This is a genomic window from Pelagibacterium lentulum (assembly GCF_003992625.1).
GTDB lineage: Bacteria > Pseudomonadota > Alphaproteobacteria > Rhizobiales > Devosiaceae > Pelagibacterium > Pelagibacterium lentulum.
In genome coordinates this window covers 149,931-168,860 of the sequence record NZ_RZMW01000043.1, presented here as the reverse complement: position 1 = coordinate 168,860, position 18,930 = coordinate 149,931, and the positions used below count along the sequence as shown (strand labels likewise).

Below are 18,930 nucleotides of genomic sequence, written 5' to 3'. Positions count from 1 at the left end.
CTTTGGGAGGAGTGTGATTTTCAGCCGCGACTGGCGTCGCGGCTGCGGATTTAATCCAACCGAAGAAAGGTATTAAGAATGAAGACACTTGTTGTGGGGGCGGCGCTGTCGCTCGCCAGCATTGGGGCGGCCAACGCGGAGGTTATCCGTCACCATAATCCGGGTTCGACCTTCCCTATTTTGCGGGCTGTTGAAATCCCGGCAGACGCGACCCTCGTCTATCTCAGTGGCGCCGTGCCCGGTGTCATCAATCAGGATGCCGAGCCGGGCACTCTGGCGGCCTATGGCAACACGCGCGAGCAGACGATTTCCGTTCTCGATCGAATTGGAGCAACGCTCGAAGATCTCGATCTCACCATGGGCGACGTCGTAAAAATGCAGGTCTATCTGGTGGCCGATGAAAGCGGCACGATGGATTTTGCCGGCTTTATGGAGGGCTATGTCGAGTTCTTTGGCACCGAAGAGCAACCCAACCTGCCTACTCGCTCGGTGTTTGAAGTGGCCGGGCTGGCAAATGCCGGCTGGCTCGTGGAAATTGAGGTGGTTGCCGTTCGGCCATGATGTTGCCATTGCTGGTTGGCTTGGAGCCCGATGACCTGAGTTTCAAGCTTTGACCAAGTTTACCGCCGGGGGAAAGCCATTGCTTTCTCCCGGCTCATTTCATTTTTTTTCTCGGACTCGCCGCTGCCGGGGAACTGGACGCACATTTAAGCAATCGTAACCAATTTTGGTTAAATACTTCATATCGGGGCGACTGACACTCATTACCAAGGATAATACGGCGTAAAATGATCCGACGGGAGTTTCTAACCGGGGCAGCAAGCCTCTCCGCTCTGGCGCTGGCCGGGTGCGCGACAACCAATATGGAGCCGACCCCAGTTCCGGCGCAGCCGCAGTTCGATCCGTTCTATGTGAACATGTATGGTCCGCTGCCCAATGAAAGGCACCCGGTCCCCGCAGTCGACTTGCGCCATCTCAAACCCGAATATTATCGGCGGGTAGTCGATGATCCGACAGGCGAACGGCCCGGCACATTGGTTGTAGATACCGCCTCGCGCTATCTTTATCTCGTCCGGGAGAACCGTCAGGCCATCCGTTACGGCGTTGGCATCGGACGCGCAGGCTTTTCATGGTCGGGCCGGGGCTATATTCAATACAAGCGTGAGTGGCCAACCTGGACACCGCCTGCCGAAATGATTGCGCGTGAACCGCATTTGGAGGAATGGCGCAACGGCCAGCCCGGCGGCCTCGACAATCCGCTCGGCGCCCGCGCGCTTTATATCTTCGAGAATGGCCGCGATACGATTTATCGCGTTCACGGGTCCGGTGAGGCCTGGACGATTGGCGACGCGGTCTCTTCCGGTTGCGTGCGTTTGCTGCATCAGGATGTGATCGATCTTTATGGCCGGGTTTCCCAAGGCTCTCCGATTATCGTTGCGTAAACTGCGTCATGCTTTGAATTTTCAGGACCCTGTCTTTATAAGGCAGGGTCTTTTTCTATAGGGCCATACCATGCGCCATTTTGACGTTGTTATTATTGGCGCAGGCGCCGCAGGCATGATGTGTGCCGCCATCGCCGGGCAGCGTGGGCGCTCCGTTCTGGTGCTCGATCATGCCGAAGCGCCGGGCAAAAAAATCCGCATTTCAGGCGGAGGGCGCTGCAACTTCACCAATGTTCATACCGCGCCGAACCGCTTCCTGTCGCAAAATCCCCGATTTGCGATTTCGGCGCTCAAGCGCTACGGGCCGCGGGACTTTCTCGCGCTTGTCGAGCGCTATGGCATTGCGTGGCATGAAAAGACGCTTGGTCAGTTGTTCTGTGACGGTTCGGCGCAGCAGGTTATCGATATGCTCGTTGCCGAGATGAGGGTTGCTGGCGCCGAGTTGCTGCTCAACACGAGCGTTCACAAGATCGAGCGTGCGGATGACGGGTTCGCGCTTGAAACCGATAACGGTCGGGTTTCCTGCACCTCGCTCGTTGTCGCTTCGGGGGGTAAGTCGATCCCCAAGATGGGGGCCACAGGATTTGCCTATAAGGTGGCCGAGCAGTTTGGCGTCCCGATCACTGAAACGCGGCCCGCGCTTGTACCGCTGACATTCGAGACTGGACTACTCGAAACCATAAAGCCGCTTTCCGGCGTCTCTCTCGATGCACGTATCCGGCACGGCAAGATGCATTTCGACGAGGCCATGTTGTTTACGCATCGCGGTCTGTCGGGGCCTGCGATCCTGCAGATTTCCTCCTATTGGCGTGAGGGTGATGCCATCGGCATCAATATGATGCCTGAGACGGATATAGCGCAGTGGTTTGCCGAACAACGGGCGGCCAATGGCCGGACTTCAGTGCTCAACGCCTTGGCCACGGCGCTGCCGCGCCGCCTTGCGCAAAAGATCGTCGAAGAAACGGCAACCACTGGAAACCTTGCGGATCTTTCCAAAAAGCAGATTGCACGGCTGGCGGTTGCGCTCCAGGATTGGCAAGTCAAGCCTGTGGGCTCGGAGGGTTATCGCACGGCGGAGGTGACGCTCGGCGGTATCGATACCGATGCGCTGAGTGCAAAGGACATGTCCGTGAAAACGGTGCCTGGGCTCTATTTCATCGGCGAGGCCGTCGACGTCACGGGGTGGCTCGGCGGCTATAATTTTCAATGGGCCTGGGCTTCAGGCTGGTGTGCGGGGCAGAGCGCTTAGGCTCCGCCCCATCCTATGCTCTTTGCAGCTTCTTATTGTTCTAAAGGGTCAGGGCCAAAGGCGTTCGGGCCTTTGGTGCCTTTAAGAAAGCCCAATTCAATAAGCGCCCAGATTCCAACGACTGCCGATGCGAGCGTGACGATCATACCCAGCATATCGGGCACGATTAGCGTTTCGCTCTCAAATTGCACTGGATAAAAGCCTATGCCCAGCACCTGCATGATTTGAAGCAACAGGCCCGGTCCAAAAAAGATAATTGCCCAAGGCATTGCGGACTTGTTGCGATCGTGGAGCCGCTTGATGGCTATGGCGAGGCCCGGATACAGCATAAGCAGATATAGCAATAGCGATGCGAGCGAGAGGCCTGCTTCGCCCATACCGCCTAGCAGCAGCGACAGTACGATGCCCAGCACCAGCGAGGCGACAATCAGCACCAGCACGCCAAGCCAGAAGCGCTGGCGGTTCAACCGCCCATCAAATGTCGTAAAAAGTTCCATTGCTTCCCCCAAGTGTCAGGGTGCGCTTACCGGCACCCGCAAATAGGGACATTAGCAAGATTCTTTATGTCTGCGAATGCGTGGCGGTCGTTTCGATCGGTTGTCCCGCCACTTGTAGTTCGTACTTTGAGTGCGAAAGGGGCAGGGTAATGATTGCGAACATTGCTGCGCCAACGGCAAGTATGGACAGCCAGCCGATGATGAAACTGCGCTTGTCCTGTCCTCTGATGGGGGCGGAAGCGGTGGAACGTGAACGCGACAACCAATGACGCATGTATTGGAACCTCGAGGCAATGTATCCAAGCCGACTCAGGAAGATTAGCTATTCATTATGCTCATGCGAGGGCCGAATTGTGCCCGTCATATGGCGATTCTGCCTTGCTTCGGCCTGCATTTTATTTGGCCCAATTATATAAAACGGTCGGCGGTAGGTGCGGTTCCAAATTTGGTCCAAATATTTGAAATTTAAGTTTTAGTTTGTGTTTTGCGGAACTGCCGGGGGGAAGCGACGTTGATGGAGCAGGTGGCTGCTGACTGCTTGGACAGACAATTTCGACAGCCATTCAGACAATAAATTAGCGAAATAAGGAGAAAAACTATGTTTCGCACGCTACTTGCCTCTACTGCGCTTTCTCTGGTTATGGTAGGCGGTGCCTACGCTCAGGAAGCGCCAATGGACCCGGCTCCGATGGACCCGGCTATGGAAGCCCCTGCAACCGATATGGCTCCCGAAGCTCCGGCCGATCCGCTTGTTACCGCCGCTGAAGCGGGCATCAATGCTGACGGCTGGCTGGCCACGGAATTGCTGGGCATGGACATCCATAATTCTACCGCCGACGATGCGGAAACCATCGGCGAAGTCAACGACTTCATTCTTGCCCAGGATGGCGGCGTAGCCGCTGTCGTGGTTGGCGTTGGCGGCTTTCTCGGCATCGGTCAGAAAAACGTAGCGATCGGGTGGGCCGATCTTGAACTTGTGGTCGACAACAACGGCGATCAACGCCTTGTGACCAGCAAGACGCGTGAAGAGCTCGAAAATGCTGCGGATTTCGAACGGGCCGAATGGCTCGCAAGCGAACGCGAGGGCGAATGGTTCGTCGACGACATTGCTGGCGATCCCGAAGTTCCTGCTGCTGACCCGGCAATGGCCCCTGCTGACCCGGCAATGGCCCCTGCTGACCCGGCAATGGAGCCCGCTGATCCGGCTATGGAGCCCGCTGATCCGGCAATGGCCCCTGCAGGCGATGCCATCGGTTGGGAAACCTATACGGAAGTGCCCACAACCGAAATAACAGCGGATGAACTGTTGGGCACCACCGTTTACGGTGCTGGCGATGAGAATATCGGTTCGATCGGTGATGTCATTCTTTCCGAAAGTGGAGAAGTCGAGGCTGTGATCATCGATTTTGGCGGCTTTCTGGGTATTGGCGCCAAGCCTGTTGCGGTTTCATTTGCAGAGTTGAACTTCCTGCGTGATGACACCGGCAACCTGGTTCTACGCACCAGCCTGACGGAAGCGGAGCTTGAAGCAGCTCCCGAGTATGACGAAGATGCCTATCTTGCTTCGCCTGCCGATGGCTCGATTATCGCTCAGTAATCTGGGCTGACGTTTCGCAATTGCAAGGGCCGCCTTTTCGGGCGGCCCTTTTCGTTATCCACAGCCTTTACCACAGGCTTCGCCGCAGATCGGCATTGCCATTATTACACCCCGGGTCCTTCGTATGCTTCAGGTCGAGGGGTTGCAGGATTGTCATCGCATCATGGCATGCTCACTGCAGGGCCAAACGGCGGCACGGGAAAAATGCAAATGAAGCAACTGGCCGCCTTTTGACAGATATCAAAAAAGATTGCGGGGAACAGGCTTATCGATATCTGCGTTGTTCAGTGACGAGGAGGAGACGAAGATGGCCACAGACAAGAATATCTCTACTTACTTCCAGGCGGGCGGTGTGCGGCGTAGCCCCAAGGACATCGCGCAGGATTCCACACTATCCAACGCGCGAAAGATCGAGCTTTTGAGAAGCTACAAGTACCATCATGCCGCTCCCAAGCATAAGGCGGTCATTCGCGATGTTGACCTGGAGCTTTCCAAGCTGATGAAGCTCAATTCGCTTGCCAACGAACGATAGGAGTGTCGGCGTTGGTTTATATGGAGGAAACAGAAAAGGCCGGTCACTGCTGACCGGCCTTCGTCACATCTGAGATCAGGTGCTGGCTTTATTCCTTGGAATTGCGGGTGAGATACCAACCGGCCGCAATAGTCGCGACAGCCGGCCAGAACATGGGGTTTTTCACTCGGGAGGCGAGCTTGAGGCCCGTGCTCGCGAGTGAAATGCTTGAAGCGACCAGGGCGGCATTTGCCGCGCTTTGTTTCTGCTCAAGTTTGCGGACCTTGGCACGTTGAACCATAATGGCAAATGCGATTGCTGAAACTGTTAAAAGCGCACCGCCGAGGATGAGGGCGGCAACAAGTGGATTGGTTGCGGCTGCGACCGCCATGAAGGCCGCGGCCAAAAGAAAGCCCAAGCCCGTCAATCCGACAAGCGCAAGGACCACGTAAATTGCGACGGTAAAACCAACAGACCGGGCAGTTTGCCCGGCCTGGTTGGCCAGCGCCGCAAAGGGCACCGGCAGAGCCATCGTCCTACACCCTCAGGATTTTGGACAAAATATATCCGGCACCTGCGGCAATCAGCACCGACTGGATCGGCTTGTCGCGGATCATGGTTTTGAATTCATTTTCCGCCGCTTGAACGTTCTCGCTGACCATGTCGACGGCCTCTTCGCCCTTGGCGATGGCACTGTTTCGTACCTTTTTTATCTCGGCCTTGGCTTCCTGGCCGCGATGTTTAGCAAGATCGGCCAGTGTCGCAGTAATTGCGGCAACGTCTTCGCGCAGTGCCGCAATCTCTGCATCGAGTTCTTTTGCAGGATCTTGGTTGTTGCCATTGCCTGAGCGGCTGCGCGCTGCTGTTTCGCCACGTGCCATAATAGGACTCCCTTCAATTGCATGAATACTGAGAAGCCAACGCGCAAAGCGAGTTGAGGTTCCAGAATTTCTTCTGAAACCTCAACGTAAAAATGCTTTATATTATAATAGCTTGTGGTCTATGCTGCTGAAGGTGAGGTCAAATTCATCACGCCGACAGAAACGGCATCCGGACCAAATTCGCCGTCGCCCTCGAGCGAAAGGGTTTTTGTCAGTTGCACACGGGCTCGGCTGACACGGCTCTTGATCGTTCCGACAGCACATTCGCATATCGCTGCGGCTTCCTCATAAGAAAAGCCCGAAGCGCCTACAAGGATAAGGGCTTCCCGCTGGTCGTCAGGCAGAAGATTCACCGCCGCCTTGAAGTCTTCCATATCGAGCTTGCCCACCTGCTCGGGATGGGTCGAAAGCCGCTCGGCCATCGCGCCCTCGGGGTCGGCAACCTCGCGCTTGCGTTTGCGCATCTGAGAATAAAACTCATTGCGCAGAATTGTGAAGAGCCAACCCTTCAGGTTGGTGCCGGGCGTAAAAGTGGAGCGCTTGTCCCAGGCACGCACCAAGGTTTCCTGCACAAGATCATCGGCCTTGTCTGCCGCGCCGACAAGCGACATGGCAAATGCGCGCAGGTTTGGGATCACAGAGAGCAGTTCTGATCGGAAATCGTAGTCTGACATCTCTTGGCGCCCCTTATTCTGGTTTCTTGTTGTCGCCGAGTTGATTGAGCAGTTGCATGAAGCGTTCCGGGATCGGTTCGGCAACTACATCGTCATAAAGCTCACGGAGCTTCAGCCCGATAAAGGCTTGAGAATCCGAGCTTAAGCCCGCATTTTCGGGGCCGTTATCGTCTCCTTCGGCTTCCGGAAGCCTGCTGTGCTTGGTTTGGTTCACTGTTTTTCACCTATTCAAATTTCAAATATTTGTTCTGCAAACGAGCATATGCAAAAAAAGTTCCATAGGTTGGGAACTTTCCTTTTTGCGCGCGCGTTATTGCTACCATTGCAGTCCGTCCGTAACCTGCGGCACGGGGGAGTATCGCGAGGGAGCTTTTTTCAATGAATCTTGCCGAAGTCGTTGCACCACATCTTCCATATTTGCGGCGCTTTTCGCGCTCGTTGACCGGAAGCCAAGCCAGTGGTGACGCATATGTCGCGGCCATGCTTGAGGCGCTGGTCGCAGATCGGTCAATTTTTCCAGAGCACTTGGATCCCAAAGTTGCCTTGTATAGCGTTTTTTCCAGAATGTGGCGCTCGGTGGACATCAATTTGCATTCCCTGCCCGAAACGGTCGATCCGTGGGAGGCGCAGGCTCGAAAGAGTCTCAAGGCTATCGCGCCACTTCCCCGTCAGGCATTTTTGCTAATGGCGGTTGAGCGTTTTTCTCATGCCGAGGGTGCCACGATCCTGGGCGTAAGCGAAGGCGAATTTGCCGAGCTGATCGATCAGGCCTCCCGAGACATGGCTCAACAGGTCGCAACCGACATCATGATCATTGAGGATGAACCTTTGATCGCGATGGATATAGAGCAAATGGTCGAGTCTTTGGGGCACACAGTAACCGGGGTCGCCCGAACCCATTCCGAGGCGCTCAAGCTTTTCAATGAAAGGCGTCCAGGGCTCGTTCTGGCCGATATCCAGTTGGCCGATGGCAGCTCAGGCATCGATGCAGTCAACGATATCCTGCAGAAGGTAAGTGTGCCGGTGATTTTCATTACAGCATTCCCGGAGCGTTTGCTGACCGGCGAGCGTCCGGAGCCGGCGTTTCTTGTTACCAAGCCGTTCCAGCCGGATATGGTCAAGGCGCTTGTCAGCCAGGTTCTGTTCTTTTCGGAGCAGATCGAGCAAGCGGCATAAGTTAATTTTTTGAAGGGAACTGCAGTTAGTTGAGCGCGTTTTACTTATGTAAAAAATAGAAGATATGGAGATAGTTATGCTTAGTTGGGCATTAACTTTTCTGGTAATTGCGCTCATTGCTGCTGTTTTAGGTTTTGGTGGGATCGCGGGCGCTGCCACGTCTATTGCTCAGATCCTGTTTTTTGTGTTTCTGGTGGCGATGGTCATTAGCCTTATAGTTGGATGGACTCGTCGTTCACCCCGGTAAGTCAGGCGGGTATTGAAGTGGTGTCGGATGGGGCCCGATGTGGGGATTGTGAATATTAGAGACAGAGACCTCGCTAAAGGACAGGACATGCATCGGGATGTAATCGGTGAGAACGATTTCGATCGCTCTCACCGATTTGCATTTATAATGCGTACGCTGGACCGGGCCGGGGCGTCGCTTTTTTATCAATCGGACGATCTGATTTGCCGTTGGGCAGAAAACCTGCCCCACGGCATTGAGAGTGCTCGGGTGATCGGTTTCACCGATATCGGGTATTTGCCACAATTGCCTGCCGAGAGACTGCTTGCCGCCAAGCGCAAAATTCTCGATGGCGGGGAAGCGCAAAAGCTCGAAATGCCGATCAAGATCGGCGATGACCTGCGATGGTTCGATATCTGGATGGATCCAGACCATGACCGATCTGGCGCAGTGCAGGGGGTTTTTACAGCGCTCGTTGAAACAACCGAGCAAAAGCGGCGCGAATTGCAGATCAAGAATCTGCTGCGCGAGGTCAGTCACAGATCCAAGAATCTACTGGCCATCGTCTTGAGCCTTGCAACGCAAACCGCACGTAATTCCAGTTCGTTGACGGGCTTTGTCTCGGCTTTTTCCGGTCGATTGCAATCCATTGCGCGCGCGCAGGATCTCGTTACCGATCGGGATTGGCAGGGAGCATTGTTTTCCGATCTCGTCGCGCGCCAGGCTGCCTTGTTCAATGGTGAAAAGCCCTTGCCGGTTTTCCAAAGCGGCGTAGATGCTGTCATTTCACCGACTGCAGCTCTCTATGTGGGGCTGGCCATTCACGAACTGCTGGCAAATGGTGTTCGTGAGGGACGCTTTGTTTCCGCGGATGCACGCGTCGATATCGTCGCACGTCTGTTGCCCGATGAAGAAGGCGATGCAGCTCTAGTCATCGACTGGTATGAAACTGGAAAGGCAGATTTGACCAGGAGCAATGCGGCCGACGGCAATATATTTGACGAATTGTCCCGCAAGTTTTTGGAAACGGTTGTGCCGCTTGCCGTTGAGGGCGATGGCAAGATCGAAATCTCTTCCGATACGCTGACCTATCGTTTGCGGATCCATGGGCGGCATATAAGCTGAGCTTTTCGGGAGGCCGCGCAAAATAGAGAGACCGGCTTGCCTTGCACAAACCGGTCTCCCGCAAGGCTTTGGCGCTTGGGGGAAACGCCGCAGCTTGCGCCACTAACGACTGACGGGCCTTATCGTTCCGCACAAAGAATAAAAAAATGGAGGATGCGCGGAATGCGATCCTCCATAGGGTTAGGGCTTGGGCGTGAAGGGCGTAGGGGGGCGCCCATTCACATTCGGTAAATGCGCCAACTGGGTCGTCGGTTCCGGCAAGGCGATAAAATTCGCATAGTCGTCCTGCAATAAATCTTGCTGGAAACGATTTTGTTCTCGTGCAAGACTGTTCGTACTCTGAGGGGAGGAGCCTGATGATGATGACATATGGGTTGCGAAATGCCGCAAAAGCCGATCGTTTACGATGCTCCCAAACCTCAGCCCCGCGCAAACGATGCTGAAAGTCTCAAGAGCGAGATTTTAGAAAAGCTGACCTATGCGGTCGGCAAAGATCCCATAGTTGCCCGCCGGACAGACTGGCTGACAGCGACCACGCTGGCTGTGCGAGATCGCATAATTGACCAGTGGATGGAATCCACACGCGACACCTGGCGCAATTCCAAAAAGCGCGTCTATTATCTCAGCCTGGAATTTTTGATTGGTCGGCTTCTGCGTGACGCCATTTCCAATATGGGCTTGATGGACTCTGTGTGTGAGGCACTGAAATCCTTCAACGTCGATATTGAGGAATTGATCGAGCGCGAACCCGATGCGGCGCTGGGCAATGGCGGCCTGGGGCGCCTTGCTGCATGCTTTCTTGAATCGATGTCGTCGATCAAGGTGCCGGCCTATGGCTACGGCATTCGCTATGTCCATGGCCTTTTCCGGCAGGAAATGAGCGAAGGCTGGCAGGTCGAGTTGCCCGAAGACTGGCTTGCTCATGGCAATCCGTGGGAATTTGAACGTCGCGAAAGCGCCTATGAAATCGGCTTTGGCGGGCATGTGGAGCCGGTGGAGCAAGCGGACGGAACCGTTCGGCAGGTCTGGCATCCAAGCGAACATGTGTTGGCGGTGGCATTTGACACACCGATTGTCGGTTGGCGCGGCGCGCGGGTAAATACGCTTCGCCTCTGGAGCGCGCAGCCGATCGATCCGATCCTGCTCGACCGGTTCAATTCGGGCGACCATATCGGGGCGCTTGAAGAGAGCGCAAAGGCCGAAGCAATAACGCGGGTGCTCTACCCGGCCGACGATAGTCCTGCCGGGCAGGAATTGCGCCTGCGGCAGGAGTTCTTCTTTTCTTCAGCGTCCCTGCAGGACATCGTGCGGCGGCACTTGCAGCAATATGGCGATCTCGGTTCGTTGCCGGACAAGGTTGCAATCCAGCTCAACGACACCCATCCGGCGATCTCGATTGCTGAGATGATGCGCATTTTGATGGATGTGCAGGGACTGGAGTGGAACGAGGCCTGGAAACTGACCAAGGGCACGTTCGCCTATACCAACCACACGCTTTTGCCCGAGGCACTGGAGACATGGCCGGTGGCGCTGGTCGAACGCATGCTGCCGCGTCAGATGCAGATCGTTTACGCGATCAACGCCATGGTTTTGGAAGAAGCGCGCGAAAAGGGCCTCGACAACGGCCAGATTGCGTCGATTTCGCTGATCGATGAGGCTGGAGGCCGACGGTTGCGCATGGGACAGCTCGCCTTTGTCGGCGCGCATTCGGTCAATGGAGTTTCGGCGCTTCATACCGAGTTGATGAAAAAGACGGTCTTTGCCGAGTTGCATAAGATGTATCCCGAGCGGATCAACAACAAGACCAATGGCGTCACACCTCGCCGCTGGCTGCTGCAGTGCAACCCTGGCCTGACCAAGCTGATCGGGGATCGCATCGGTGGCGGTTTCCAGGATGATGTCGAGCAATTGATCAAGCTCGATGCCCATGCCGAGGACGTGGGCTTTCAGGAGCAATTCGCGGCGGTGAAATTGGCCAACAAGGAAGCTCTTGCTCATGTCATACGCGAGCGGTTGGGCGTGGTTGTTGATCCTCACGCAATGTTTGATGTGCAGATCAAGCGTATCCATGAATATAAGAGGCAATTGCTCAACATCATGGAAGCGGTGGCGCAGTACAATCTGATCCGCGCGCATCCGGAAAAAAGCTGGCAGCCTCGCGTGAAGATTTTCTCGGGCAAGGCCGCGCCGAGCTATTGGAACGCAAAGCTTATCATCAAGCTCATCAATGACGTTGCCAGGGTCGTCAATACCGATCCGGCGGTCCGTGGTTTGCTCAAGATCGTGTTCCTGCCCAATTACAACGTGTCGCTGGCTGAAAAGATCATTCCCGCTGCCGATTTGTCCGAACAGATTTCGACTGCAGGGATGGAGGCGTCGGGCACAGGCAATATGAAATTTGCCCTCAATGGCGCCTTGACCATCGGTACGCTTGATGGCGCCAATGTCGAAATTCGCGAAAGGGTTGGGCCGGACAATATTGCGATCTTCGGTCTGACGGCGGACGAGGTCAACGAATTGCGCGCCCAGAACCGTTCGCCTCGGGATGTGATCGAGCGCTCCGTGACGCTCAATCAGGTCATCGAGGCAATTGCGGGCGGTGTGTTCTCGCCTGACGACAGGGAGCGTTATCGTTCGCTTATGGACGGGTTGTACGAGCATGACTGGTTCATGGTGGCCCGAGATTTCGATGCTTACTACGCAGCACAACGGCAGGTCGATAACTATTGGGCCGATCGCAAGGTCTGGAACACCAAGGTTATCCATAACACGGCCCGTGTTGCCTGGTTCTCGTCGGATCGCACCATCCGCCAATATGCGGAGGAGATTTGGAAGGCGCTTTAATGCCTGCAAGCGGCCATCGGGTCGGATGGGCGTATAGTATCAAATTATGAGAGCTGGCTTCGGCCAGGGGGGAGAGTAGAACATTGGCAAAAACGCAATCCGGGTGGCAGGTAAGCGGGACGGATATAAGCCAGGTCGTGGCAGGGCAGCATGATAACCCCTTCTCCGTGCTGGGTTTGCATCAGATCGACAGGGCCTGGGCGGCGCGCGCTTTTGTGCCCGGAGCACAAACGCTTGAAGCGTTCGATCTGTCCGGAAAATCGCTTGGAGTGCTTGAACAGCGCCACGATGCCGGTTTTTTCGAGGGACAAATCTCGGTCAGTGATCGCCAGCCGATCCGCTATCGCGCCAGCAATGAGGGCGGCGAGTGGGACGTAATCGATCCCTATGCCTTCGGTCCCGTGCTCGGGCCAATGGACGATTACTATATCGGGGAAGGCTCGCACCTGCGCCTTTCCGATAAACTGGGCGCACACTTTATGACGTTTGAAGGGGTGGAGGGGACCCATTTTGCGGTCTGGGCGCCCAATGCCCGGCGGGTTAGTGTCGTCGGCAGTTTCAACGATTGGGACGGGCGCCGTCACGTCATGCGCAAGCGCATGGAAACAGGCATATGGGAAATATTTGTTCCCAATGTGCGGCCCGGCGCGCAATACAAGTATGAGATCATAGGCAAAGACGGAACTCGCCTGCCGCTCAAGGCGGACCCCTTTGCCCAGCAGTCTGAATTACGGCCCAAAACGGCTTCGGTAGTGGCCGATCCAGCCCCGTTCGACTGGACTGACGGGGCCTATTGCACTGAGCGCAAGCAACGCGACTATCGGCGTGAGGCCATGTCAATCTATGAAGTGCATCTTGGGTCCTGGCGCCGCCGGCCGGATGGTACTTTTCTTTCTTACGACCAACTTGCCGAACAACTGATCCCTTATGTTGCTGATTTGGGCTTCACCCATATCGAATTGTTGCCGATCACCGAGCATCCGTTCGATCCAAGCTGGGGCTATCAGCCGACCGGGCTTTATGCCCCGACGGCCCGCTTTGGCGATCCGGCCGGGTTTGCGCGGTTCGTCGATGCTGCTCACAATGCCGGACTGGGTGTGTTGCTCGATTGGGTGCCAGCCCATTTCCCAACCGACGAACATGGGTTGGCCCGGTTCGACGGCACAGCGCTTTATGAGCATGAGGACCCGCGACAGGGGTATCACCCGGACTGGAACACCGCGATCTACAATTTCGGGCGCAAGGAAGTCTCCAGCTATCTCACCAACAACGCGCTTTACTGGCTGGAAAAATTCCATCTCGACGGTCTTCGCGTCGATGCGGTCGCGTCGATGCTCTATCTCGATTATTCCCGCAAGCAAGGCGAATGGGTGCCTAACCAGCATGGCGGCAACGAGAATATCGAGGCAATCGCCTTTCTCCAGCGCGTCAACGCGGAAACCTATGGGCAAGAGGCCGGAACCTTTACCGTGGCCGAGGAGTCGACAAGCTGGGGTGGGGTAACGGCACCAACCTATGCCAAGGGGTTGGGCTTCGGGTTCAAATGGAACATGGGCTTTATGAACGATACGCTGCGCTATATGCAGCGTGATCCGGTCCATCGCCGGTTCCATCATAACGACCTGACATTCGGTCTGCTTTATGCGTTCTCGGAAAACTTCATACTGCCTTTGAGCCATGATGAAGTGGTGCATGGCAAGGGGTCTCTGCTCACCAAAATGGCGGGCGATGACTGGCAGAAATTTGCGAATCTGCGTGCCTATTATGCCTTCATGTGGGGCTATCCCGGCAAGAAACTGTTGTTCATGGGGCAGGAGTTCGCCCAGCGCGAGGAATGGAATGAGGCTACCGCGCTCGACTGGTGGCTGCTCGATGCCCCAGCCCATGAAGGCGTGCGGCGCCTGGTTTCGGATCTCAACGCCGTTTATCGCGAGTTGCCGGCGCTGCATGCTCGCGATTGTGAACCGGAGGGGTTTGAGTGGATCATTGCAAATGACCATGCCAACTCGATTATCGCCTGGGCACGACATGCTCCGGACAGCCCGCCGGTTGTGGTGATCTCCAACTTCACGCCAGTACCACGTACGCCCTACCGAATGCCGATGCCTGCGGCCGGGCGGTGGATCGAGCGCATCAACACCGACGCTGGCTGGTATTCGGGATCAAACATAGGCAATCAAGGCGTCATCAACGCGACAGAAGGAAATGAGTATGGCTATCCGGCGACGGCTGAAATTGTGCTGCCGCCGCTTTCGACATTGATCCTGCAATTTGATCCGGGCTGAGGGGTCGGCCTTTCAAACAATAATAAGCCTAAAAACAGGGACGGGAAGCCCTGAGGGCGCGTAACAAAGGAGAGGAAAATGGTGCAAAAGAGTAACCCGGCGCCGCTGGCGCGTGACGCAATGGCTTATGTTCTGGCTGGCGGACGAGGAACGCGGCTCATGGAACTGACGGACCGGCGCGCCAAGCCTGCTGTCTATTTCGGGGGGAAGTCCCGCATCATCGATTTCGCGTTATCCAATGCGATCAATTCCGGCATTCGGCGTATTTCAGTCGCTACACAATATCAGGCGCATAGCCTCATCCGCCATTTGCAGCGCGGGTGGAACTTCCTGCGTACCGAGCGTAACGAAAGCTTCGACATTCTTCCCGCCAGCCAGCGTGTTGCCGAGGATCTCTGGTATGCGGGCACGGCCGATGCGGTGTATCAGAACATCGATATTATCGAGGATTACAACGCCAAATATATCGTCGTTCTGGCTGGCGACCACGTTTACAAGATGGACTATGAAATCATGCTGCGCCAGCATGTGGATACGGGGGCGGATGTAACCGTGGGCTGCCTCGAGGTGCCGACCAAGGAGGCTTCAGCTTTCGGCGTCATGCATGTGGATGGGCGCGACCGGATCATCGATTTCGTGGAGAAGCCCAAAGACCCGCCCTCGATCCCCGACAAGCCGGGCATATCGCTGGCCTCGATGGGCATTTATGTTTTCGAGACCAAGTTCCTGATGGACCAGTTGCGCCGGGACGCTGCGACTGCGGGCTCCTCCCGCGACTTTGGCAAGGATATTATCCCCTATATCGTCAAAAACGGCTCGGCATGGGCGCACCGTTTTCCCCGATCCTGCGTACGATCCGAGCACGAGCAGGTTTCGTACTGGAAGGATGTCGGCACGATCGATGCCTATTGGGAAGCCAATGTGGATTTGACCGATATCACGCCGCAGCTCGATCTTTATGATCGTGAATGGCCGATCTGGACCCATGCCGAGATCACGCCGCCAGCCAAGTTTGTGCATGACCTTGAAGGGCGGCGCGGTCATGCGATTTCCTCACTGGTTTCGGGGGACTGTATTGTTTCGGGCGCGCAGTTGCGTCGTACGCTGCTGTTCACCGGGGTCAAGGTCAATTCCTATTCCGAGCTCAACGAGGCGGTGGTCTTGCCGCGCTGCAACATTGCGCGCGGGGCGCGGCTCAATAAAGTAGTCGTGGATGCGCGCGTCGATATTCCTGAAGGGCTGGTTGTTGGCGAGGATCCCGAATTTGACACCAAATGGTTCCGGCGCACCGAAAGCGGCGTGACGCTCATTACCCAACCAATGATCAACCGATATCTCGCAAGCCAATGATGGACGTGCTTTCTGTAACCTCGGAGATTTTTCCACTGGTCAAGACCGGCGGCCTTGCCGATGTGGCCGGGGCGCTTCCTTTGGCGCTGGCGGCGCACGATATTTCCGTGCGCACGCTCGTGCCAGGCTATCCTGCGGTCACCAATGCCCTAAAGCGGGGGCGGGTCGTTGCCGAGATCGGCGATCTTTTCGGCGGCTCGGCAAAACTCGTCGCGGCACGCGTGGGCGGTCTCGATCTTATCGTACTCGATGCAGAGCATCTGTTCGATCGGCCGGGCGGCATTTATGTCGACGATTTCGGCAAGGACTGGACCGACAATTGGCAGCGTTTTGCCGCCCTGAGCTGGGTTGCCGCCGAACTCGCCAAGGGTATGGTGGAAGGCTATCGTCCCCGGATCATTCATGCACACGATTGGCAAGCAGCAATGGTGGCAGCCTATGTCGCTTTTGGTGGGGACCAGCAGACAAGAGTGGTCGTCACGATCCACAATATTGCCTTTCAGGGGCAGTTTGGCGCAGACATTTTTCCGCATCTGCGGTTGCCCGACGCCGCCTTCACGATGCACGGTGTGGAATATTATGGTGGGGTGGGGTTTCTGAAAGGCGGGTTGCAGTGCGCACATGCCATAACCACCGTCTCGCCGACCTATGCACGGGAAATCCGCACCCCAGAATATGGCATGGGCCTTGAGGGACTGCTCAACCAACGCGGATATGATCTGCATGGCATATTGAACGGTATCGATCCGGTGGCCTGGAACCCGCAGACGGACCCCGCGCTGGCCGCCAATTATGCCGCTGCCAATACCAAGAAGCGCTCGGTCAATAAACTCGCTCTCACATCCCGCTTCAATCTCGATCATAGCGAAGGTCCGCTCTTTGGTCTTGTTAGCCGTCTGACATGGCAAAAGGGGATTGATCTGATCGCGGCCAATATCGACTGGCTCGTGTCGTTGGGTGGTCAGTTGGCTGTTCTTGGGTCAGGCGAAGCACATCTGGAAGCTGCCATGGCCGATGCTGCGGTTCGTCATCCGGGGCGCGTCGGCTTCGTTCAGGGCTATGACGAGGACTTGTCGCATCTTATGCAGGGCGGCTCCGACATCATGCTGGTGCCCTCGCGTTTCGAGCCTTGCGGGCTGACCCAGCTCTATGGGTTGCGTTATGGTGCCGTGCCGCTTGTCAGCCGCGTCGGCGGTCTGGCCGATACGGTTATTGACGCGAATGAGGCGGCAATAGAAGCAGGAGTTGCCACGGGCATCCAGTTTTCGCCGGTCGATTCCCAAACTCTTGGCGAAGCCATTCTGCGCGCCATCAATCTTTATGCCGAACCGGAAACCTGGTCGCGCATGCAGCGTAAAGGCATGAAAACCGACGTCAGTTGGAACAATAGTGCCGGGAAATACGCCATGCTCTATCAAAACCTTGCAGCGGATCAATGACGACAAAAACCATCTCCACCACCCCATTCGATGACCAGAAGCCGGGCACTTCCGGGCTGCGCAAGCGCGTTACCCATTTCCAGCAGCCCAACTATGTCGAGAACTTCATCCAGTCGCTGTTTGACAGCCTGCCTGATCTTGCCGGGCAAACGCTGGTGATCGGGGGAGACGGGCGTTACTTCAACGACACGGTTATCCAGATTGCCATCCGCATGGCTGCGGCCAACGGCGTGGGCAAGATGATCGTCGGGCAGGGCGGCATATTTTCGACACCTGCCGCATCCAACGTCATACGGAAACGCAAGGCGCTGGGCGGCATTGTTCTGTCGGCAAGCCATAATCCAGGTGGCCCCGATGGCGATTTCGGCATCAAGTACAATGCTTCCAATGGCGGTCCCGCGTCTGAAAAGATCACCGATGCGGTCTATGCGCGCTCGAAGGTGATCGACGCATACAGGATCGTTGAGGCGCCCGATATCGATCTTTCGGCGCTCGGTACGCAATCTGTGGCCGGCATGGAGGTCGAAATTATCGACCCGGTTGCCGATTATGCAGCGCTGATGGAAGAGCTCTTCGATTTCGATGCGATTGCGGAGATGTTCGCGTCGGGCTTTTCCATGCAGTTCGATGCCATGCACGCGGTGACTGGCCCCTACGCCAAGGCAATTCTGGAAAATCGGCTCGGCGCAGCAGAAGGCACGGTGCTGAACGCTGTTCCGCTGCCCGATTTCGGAGAGGGGCATCCTGATCCCAACCTTGTTTACTGCAAGGATATGTATGATCTGATGATGAGAGCCGATGCGCCCGATTTCGCGGCGGCGTCGGATGGCGACGGAGACCGTAATCTCATCATCGGACGCAACCGCTTCGTGACACCATCGGATTCGCTTGCGCTTCTGGCGGCCAATGCGCATCTGGCGCCAGCCTACAGTAGTGGCATTGCCGGAATCGCACGCTCCATGCCGACAAGTGCTGCGGCCGATCGGGTTGCCGAAAAGCTCGGCATTGAGATGTTTGAAACGCCGACGGGCTGGAAATTCTTCGGCAATTTGCTCGACGCAGGACGCGTGACGATCTGTGGCGAGGAGAGCGCAGGCACAGGCTCAAATCATGTGCGTGAGAAGGATGGGGTGTGGGCAGTCTTGCTCTGGCTCAACATCCTTGCTGCGCGCAAGCAATCGGTCGATGAGATCGTTACGGAGCATTGGGCCACCTATGGCCGCAACTACTATTCCCGCCATGACTATGAAGAAGTCGACAGCGGTGCAGCCAACGAACTGATGGCGGACCTGCGCGCGAAACTTCCCGAACTGCTCACCAGCGGACTTTTGGGGCGTGAGGTGGTTCTGGCTGACGATTTTGCCTATCTCGATCCGGTCGATGGCTCTCAAACCGAGGGGCAGGGCGTTCGTATTGGGTTCGCCGATGGATCGCGCATAGTTTTCCGACTGTCCGGTACTGGAACAGTCGGAGCGACTATCCGTGTCTATCTTGAGCGTTATGAACCTGCGAGCGGCGTGCATGACAGGGATACCCAGGATGCGCTTGCCGATCTTGTCGGGTTAGCGGATGCTGTTGCCGGAATCAAGGCTCGTACCGGCCGGGATGGGCCTACAGTTATTACATAGCGGATC

The 18,930-nt window shown here is 56.1% G+C and carries 18 protein-coding genes; 13 read left to right on the top strand and 5 right to left on the bottom strand.

What is annotated here, in order from left to right:
* Positions 1-78: 78 nt before the first annotated feature.
* The 3 genes from EO133_RS17730 to EO133_RS17720 all read left to right on the top strand — a co-directional run bounded on the left by EO133_RS17730 (position 79) and on the right by EO133_RS17720 (position 2,691).
* A complete protein-coding gene (locus EO133_RS17730) occupies positions 79-561 on the top strand; it encodes a RidA family protein (protein ID WP_127073985.1) in 483 nt (160 codons plus the stop codon).
* 227 nt (positions 562-788) lie between these two features.
* Positions 789-1,442: a L,D-transpeptidase gene (locus EO133_RS17725; protein WP_127073984.1), complete on the top strand. Its 654-nt coding sequence runs from the start codon at positions 789-791 to the stop codon at positions 1,440-1,442.
* Positions 1,443-1,512: 70 nt separating this feature from the next.
* On the top strand, positions 1,513-2,691 hold the full coding sequence (locus EO133_RS17720; RefSeq protein ID WP_127073983.1) for a BaiN/RdsA family NAD(P)/FAD-dependent oxidoreductase: 1,179 nt from the start codon (positions 1,513-1,515) through the stop codon (positions 2,689-2,691).
* 32 nt (positions 2,692-2,723) lie between these two features.
* Here EO133_RS17720 and EO133_RS17715 read toward each other — a convergent pair whose 3' ends face one another.
* Complete coding sequence (locus tag EO133_RS17715; RefSeq protein ID WP_127073982.1) at positions 2,724-3,188, bottom strand: DUF805 domain-containing protein; 465 nt, start codon at positions 3,186-3,188, stop codon at positions 2,724-2,726.
* A 598-nt stretch (positions 3,189-3,786) separates the two neighbouring features.
* Between EO133_RS17715 and EO133_RS17710 the strand changes: the two genes are divergently transcribed.
* On the top strand, positions 3,787-4,785 hold the full coding sequence (locus EO133_RS17710; protein ID WP_127073981.1) for a PRC-barrel domain-containing protein: 999 nt from the start codon (positions 3,787-3,789) through the stop codon (positions 4,783-4,785).
* A 307-nt stretch (positions 4,786-5,092) separates the two neighbouring features.
* Positions 5,093-5,317, top strand: coding sequence for a hypothetical protein (locus tag EO133_RS17705; protein WP_127073980.1), 225 nt, complete (start codon positions 5,093-5,095; stop codon positions 5,315-5,317).
* 88 nt (positions 5,318-5,405) lie between these two features.
* On the opposite strand, the gene EO133_RS17700 is transcribed toward EO133_RS17705, so the two are convergent.
* The 4 genes from EO133_RS17700 to EO133_RS17685 all read right to left on the bottom strand — a co-directional run bounded on the left by EO133_RS17700 (position 5,406) and on the right by EO133_RS17685 (position 7,065).
* Positions 5,406-5,828, bottom strand: a complete 423-nt coding sequence (locus tag EO133_RS17700) for a hypothetical protein (protein WP_127073979.1) — start codon at positions 5,826-5,828, stop codon at positions 5,406-5,408.
* Positions 5,829-5,832: 4 nt separating this feature from the next.
* Positions 5,833-6,177, bottom strand: coding sequence for an ElaB/YgaM/YqjD family protein (locus EO133_RS17695; protein WP_127073978.1), 345 nt, complete (start codon positions 6,175-6,177; stop codon positions 5,833-5,835).
* 119 nt (positions 6,178-6,296) lie between these two features.
* Positions 6,297-6,851 (bottom strand): sigma-70 family RNA polymerase sigma factor, encoded by a 555-nt coding sequence (locus tag EO133_RS17690; RefSeq protein WP_127073977.1) that lies wholly within the window; start codon positions 6,849-6,851, stop codon positions 6,297-6,299.
* Positions 6,852-6,864: 13 nt separating this feature from the next.
* A complete protein-coding gene (locus EO133_RS17685) occupies positions 6,865-7,065 on the bottom strand; it encodes a NepR family anti-sigma factor (RefSeq protein WP_127073976.1) in 201 nt (66 codons plus the stop codon).
* A 164-nt stretch (positions 7,066-7,229) separates the two neighbouring features.
* Between EO133_RS17685 and EO133_RS17680 the strand changes: the two genes are divergently transcribed.
* The 8 genes from EO133_RS17680 to EO133_RS17645 all read left to right on the top strand — a co-directional run bounded on the left by EO133_RS17680 (position 7,230) and on the right by EO133_RS17645 (position 18,924).
* Positions 7,230-8,027, top strand: a complete 798-nt coding sequence (locus tag EO133_RS17680) for a response regulator (protein WP_127073975.1) — start codon at positions 7,230-7,232, stop codon at positions 8,025-8,027.
* A gap of 76 nt (positions 8,028-8,103) precedes the next feature.
* Positions 8,104-8,274 (top strand): DUF1328 domain-containing protein, encoded by a 171-nt coding sequence (locus EO133_RS17675; RefSeq protein WP_127073974.1) that lies wholly within the window; start codon positions 8,104-8,106, stop codon positions 8,272-8,274.
* Between the two features lie 87 nt (positions 8,275-8,361).
* The gene (locus EO133_RS17670) at positions 8,362-9,378 is read left to right on the top strand and encodes a PAS domain-containing sensor histidine kinase (protein WP_164735082.1); all 1,017 of its coding nucleotides are present in this window, start codon (positions 8,362-8,364) and stop codon (positions 9,376-9,378) included.
* A 381-nt stretch (positions 9,379-9,759) separates the two neighbouring features.
* Entirely contained in the window at positions 9,760-12,222 is a 2,463-nt protein-coding gene (locus tag EO133_RS17665; RefSeq protein ID WP_164735081.1) for a glycogen/starch/alpha-glucan phosphorylase, read from the top strand.
* A gap of 83 nt (positions 12,223-12,305) precedes the next feature.
* Entirely contained in the window at positions 12,306-14,507 is a 2,202-nt protein-coding gene (gene glgB, locus EO133_RS17660; protein ID WP_127073971.1) for a 1,4-alpha-glucan branching protein GlgB, read from the top strand.
* 78 nt (positions 14,508-14,585) lie between these two features.
* A complete protein-coding gene (gene glgC / locus EO133_RS17655; RefSeq protein ID WP_127073970.1) occupies positions 14,586-15,857 on the top strand; it encodes a glucose-1-phosphate adenylyltransferase in 1,272 nt (423 codons plus the stop codon).
* Positions 15,857-17,296 carry a glycogen synthase GlgA gene (gene glgA / locus EO133_RS17650; RefSeq protein WP_127073969.1) on the top strand — a complete coding sequence of 480 codons (1,440 nt, stop codon included), beginning with the start codon at positions 15,857-15,859 and terminating at the stop codon, positions 17,294-17,296. Before glgC ends, glgA begins: the two co-directional genes overlap by 1 nt.
* Positions 17,293-18,924, top strand: coding sequence for an alpha-D-glucose phosphate-specific phosphoglucomutase (locus EO133_RS17645; RefSeq protein ID WP_127073968.1), 1,632 nt, complete (start codon positions 17,293-17,295; stop codon positions 18,922-18,924). Before glgA ends, EO133_RS17645 begins: the two co-directional genes overlap by 4 nt.
* The last annotated feature ends 6 nt before the right edge of the window (positions 18,925-18,930 follow it).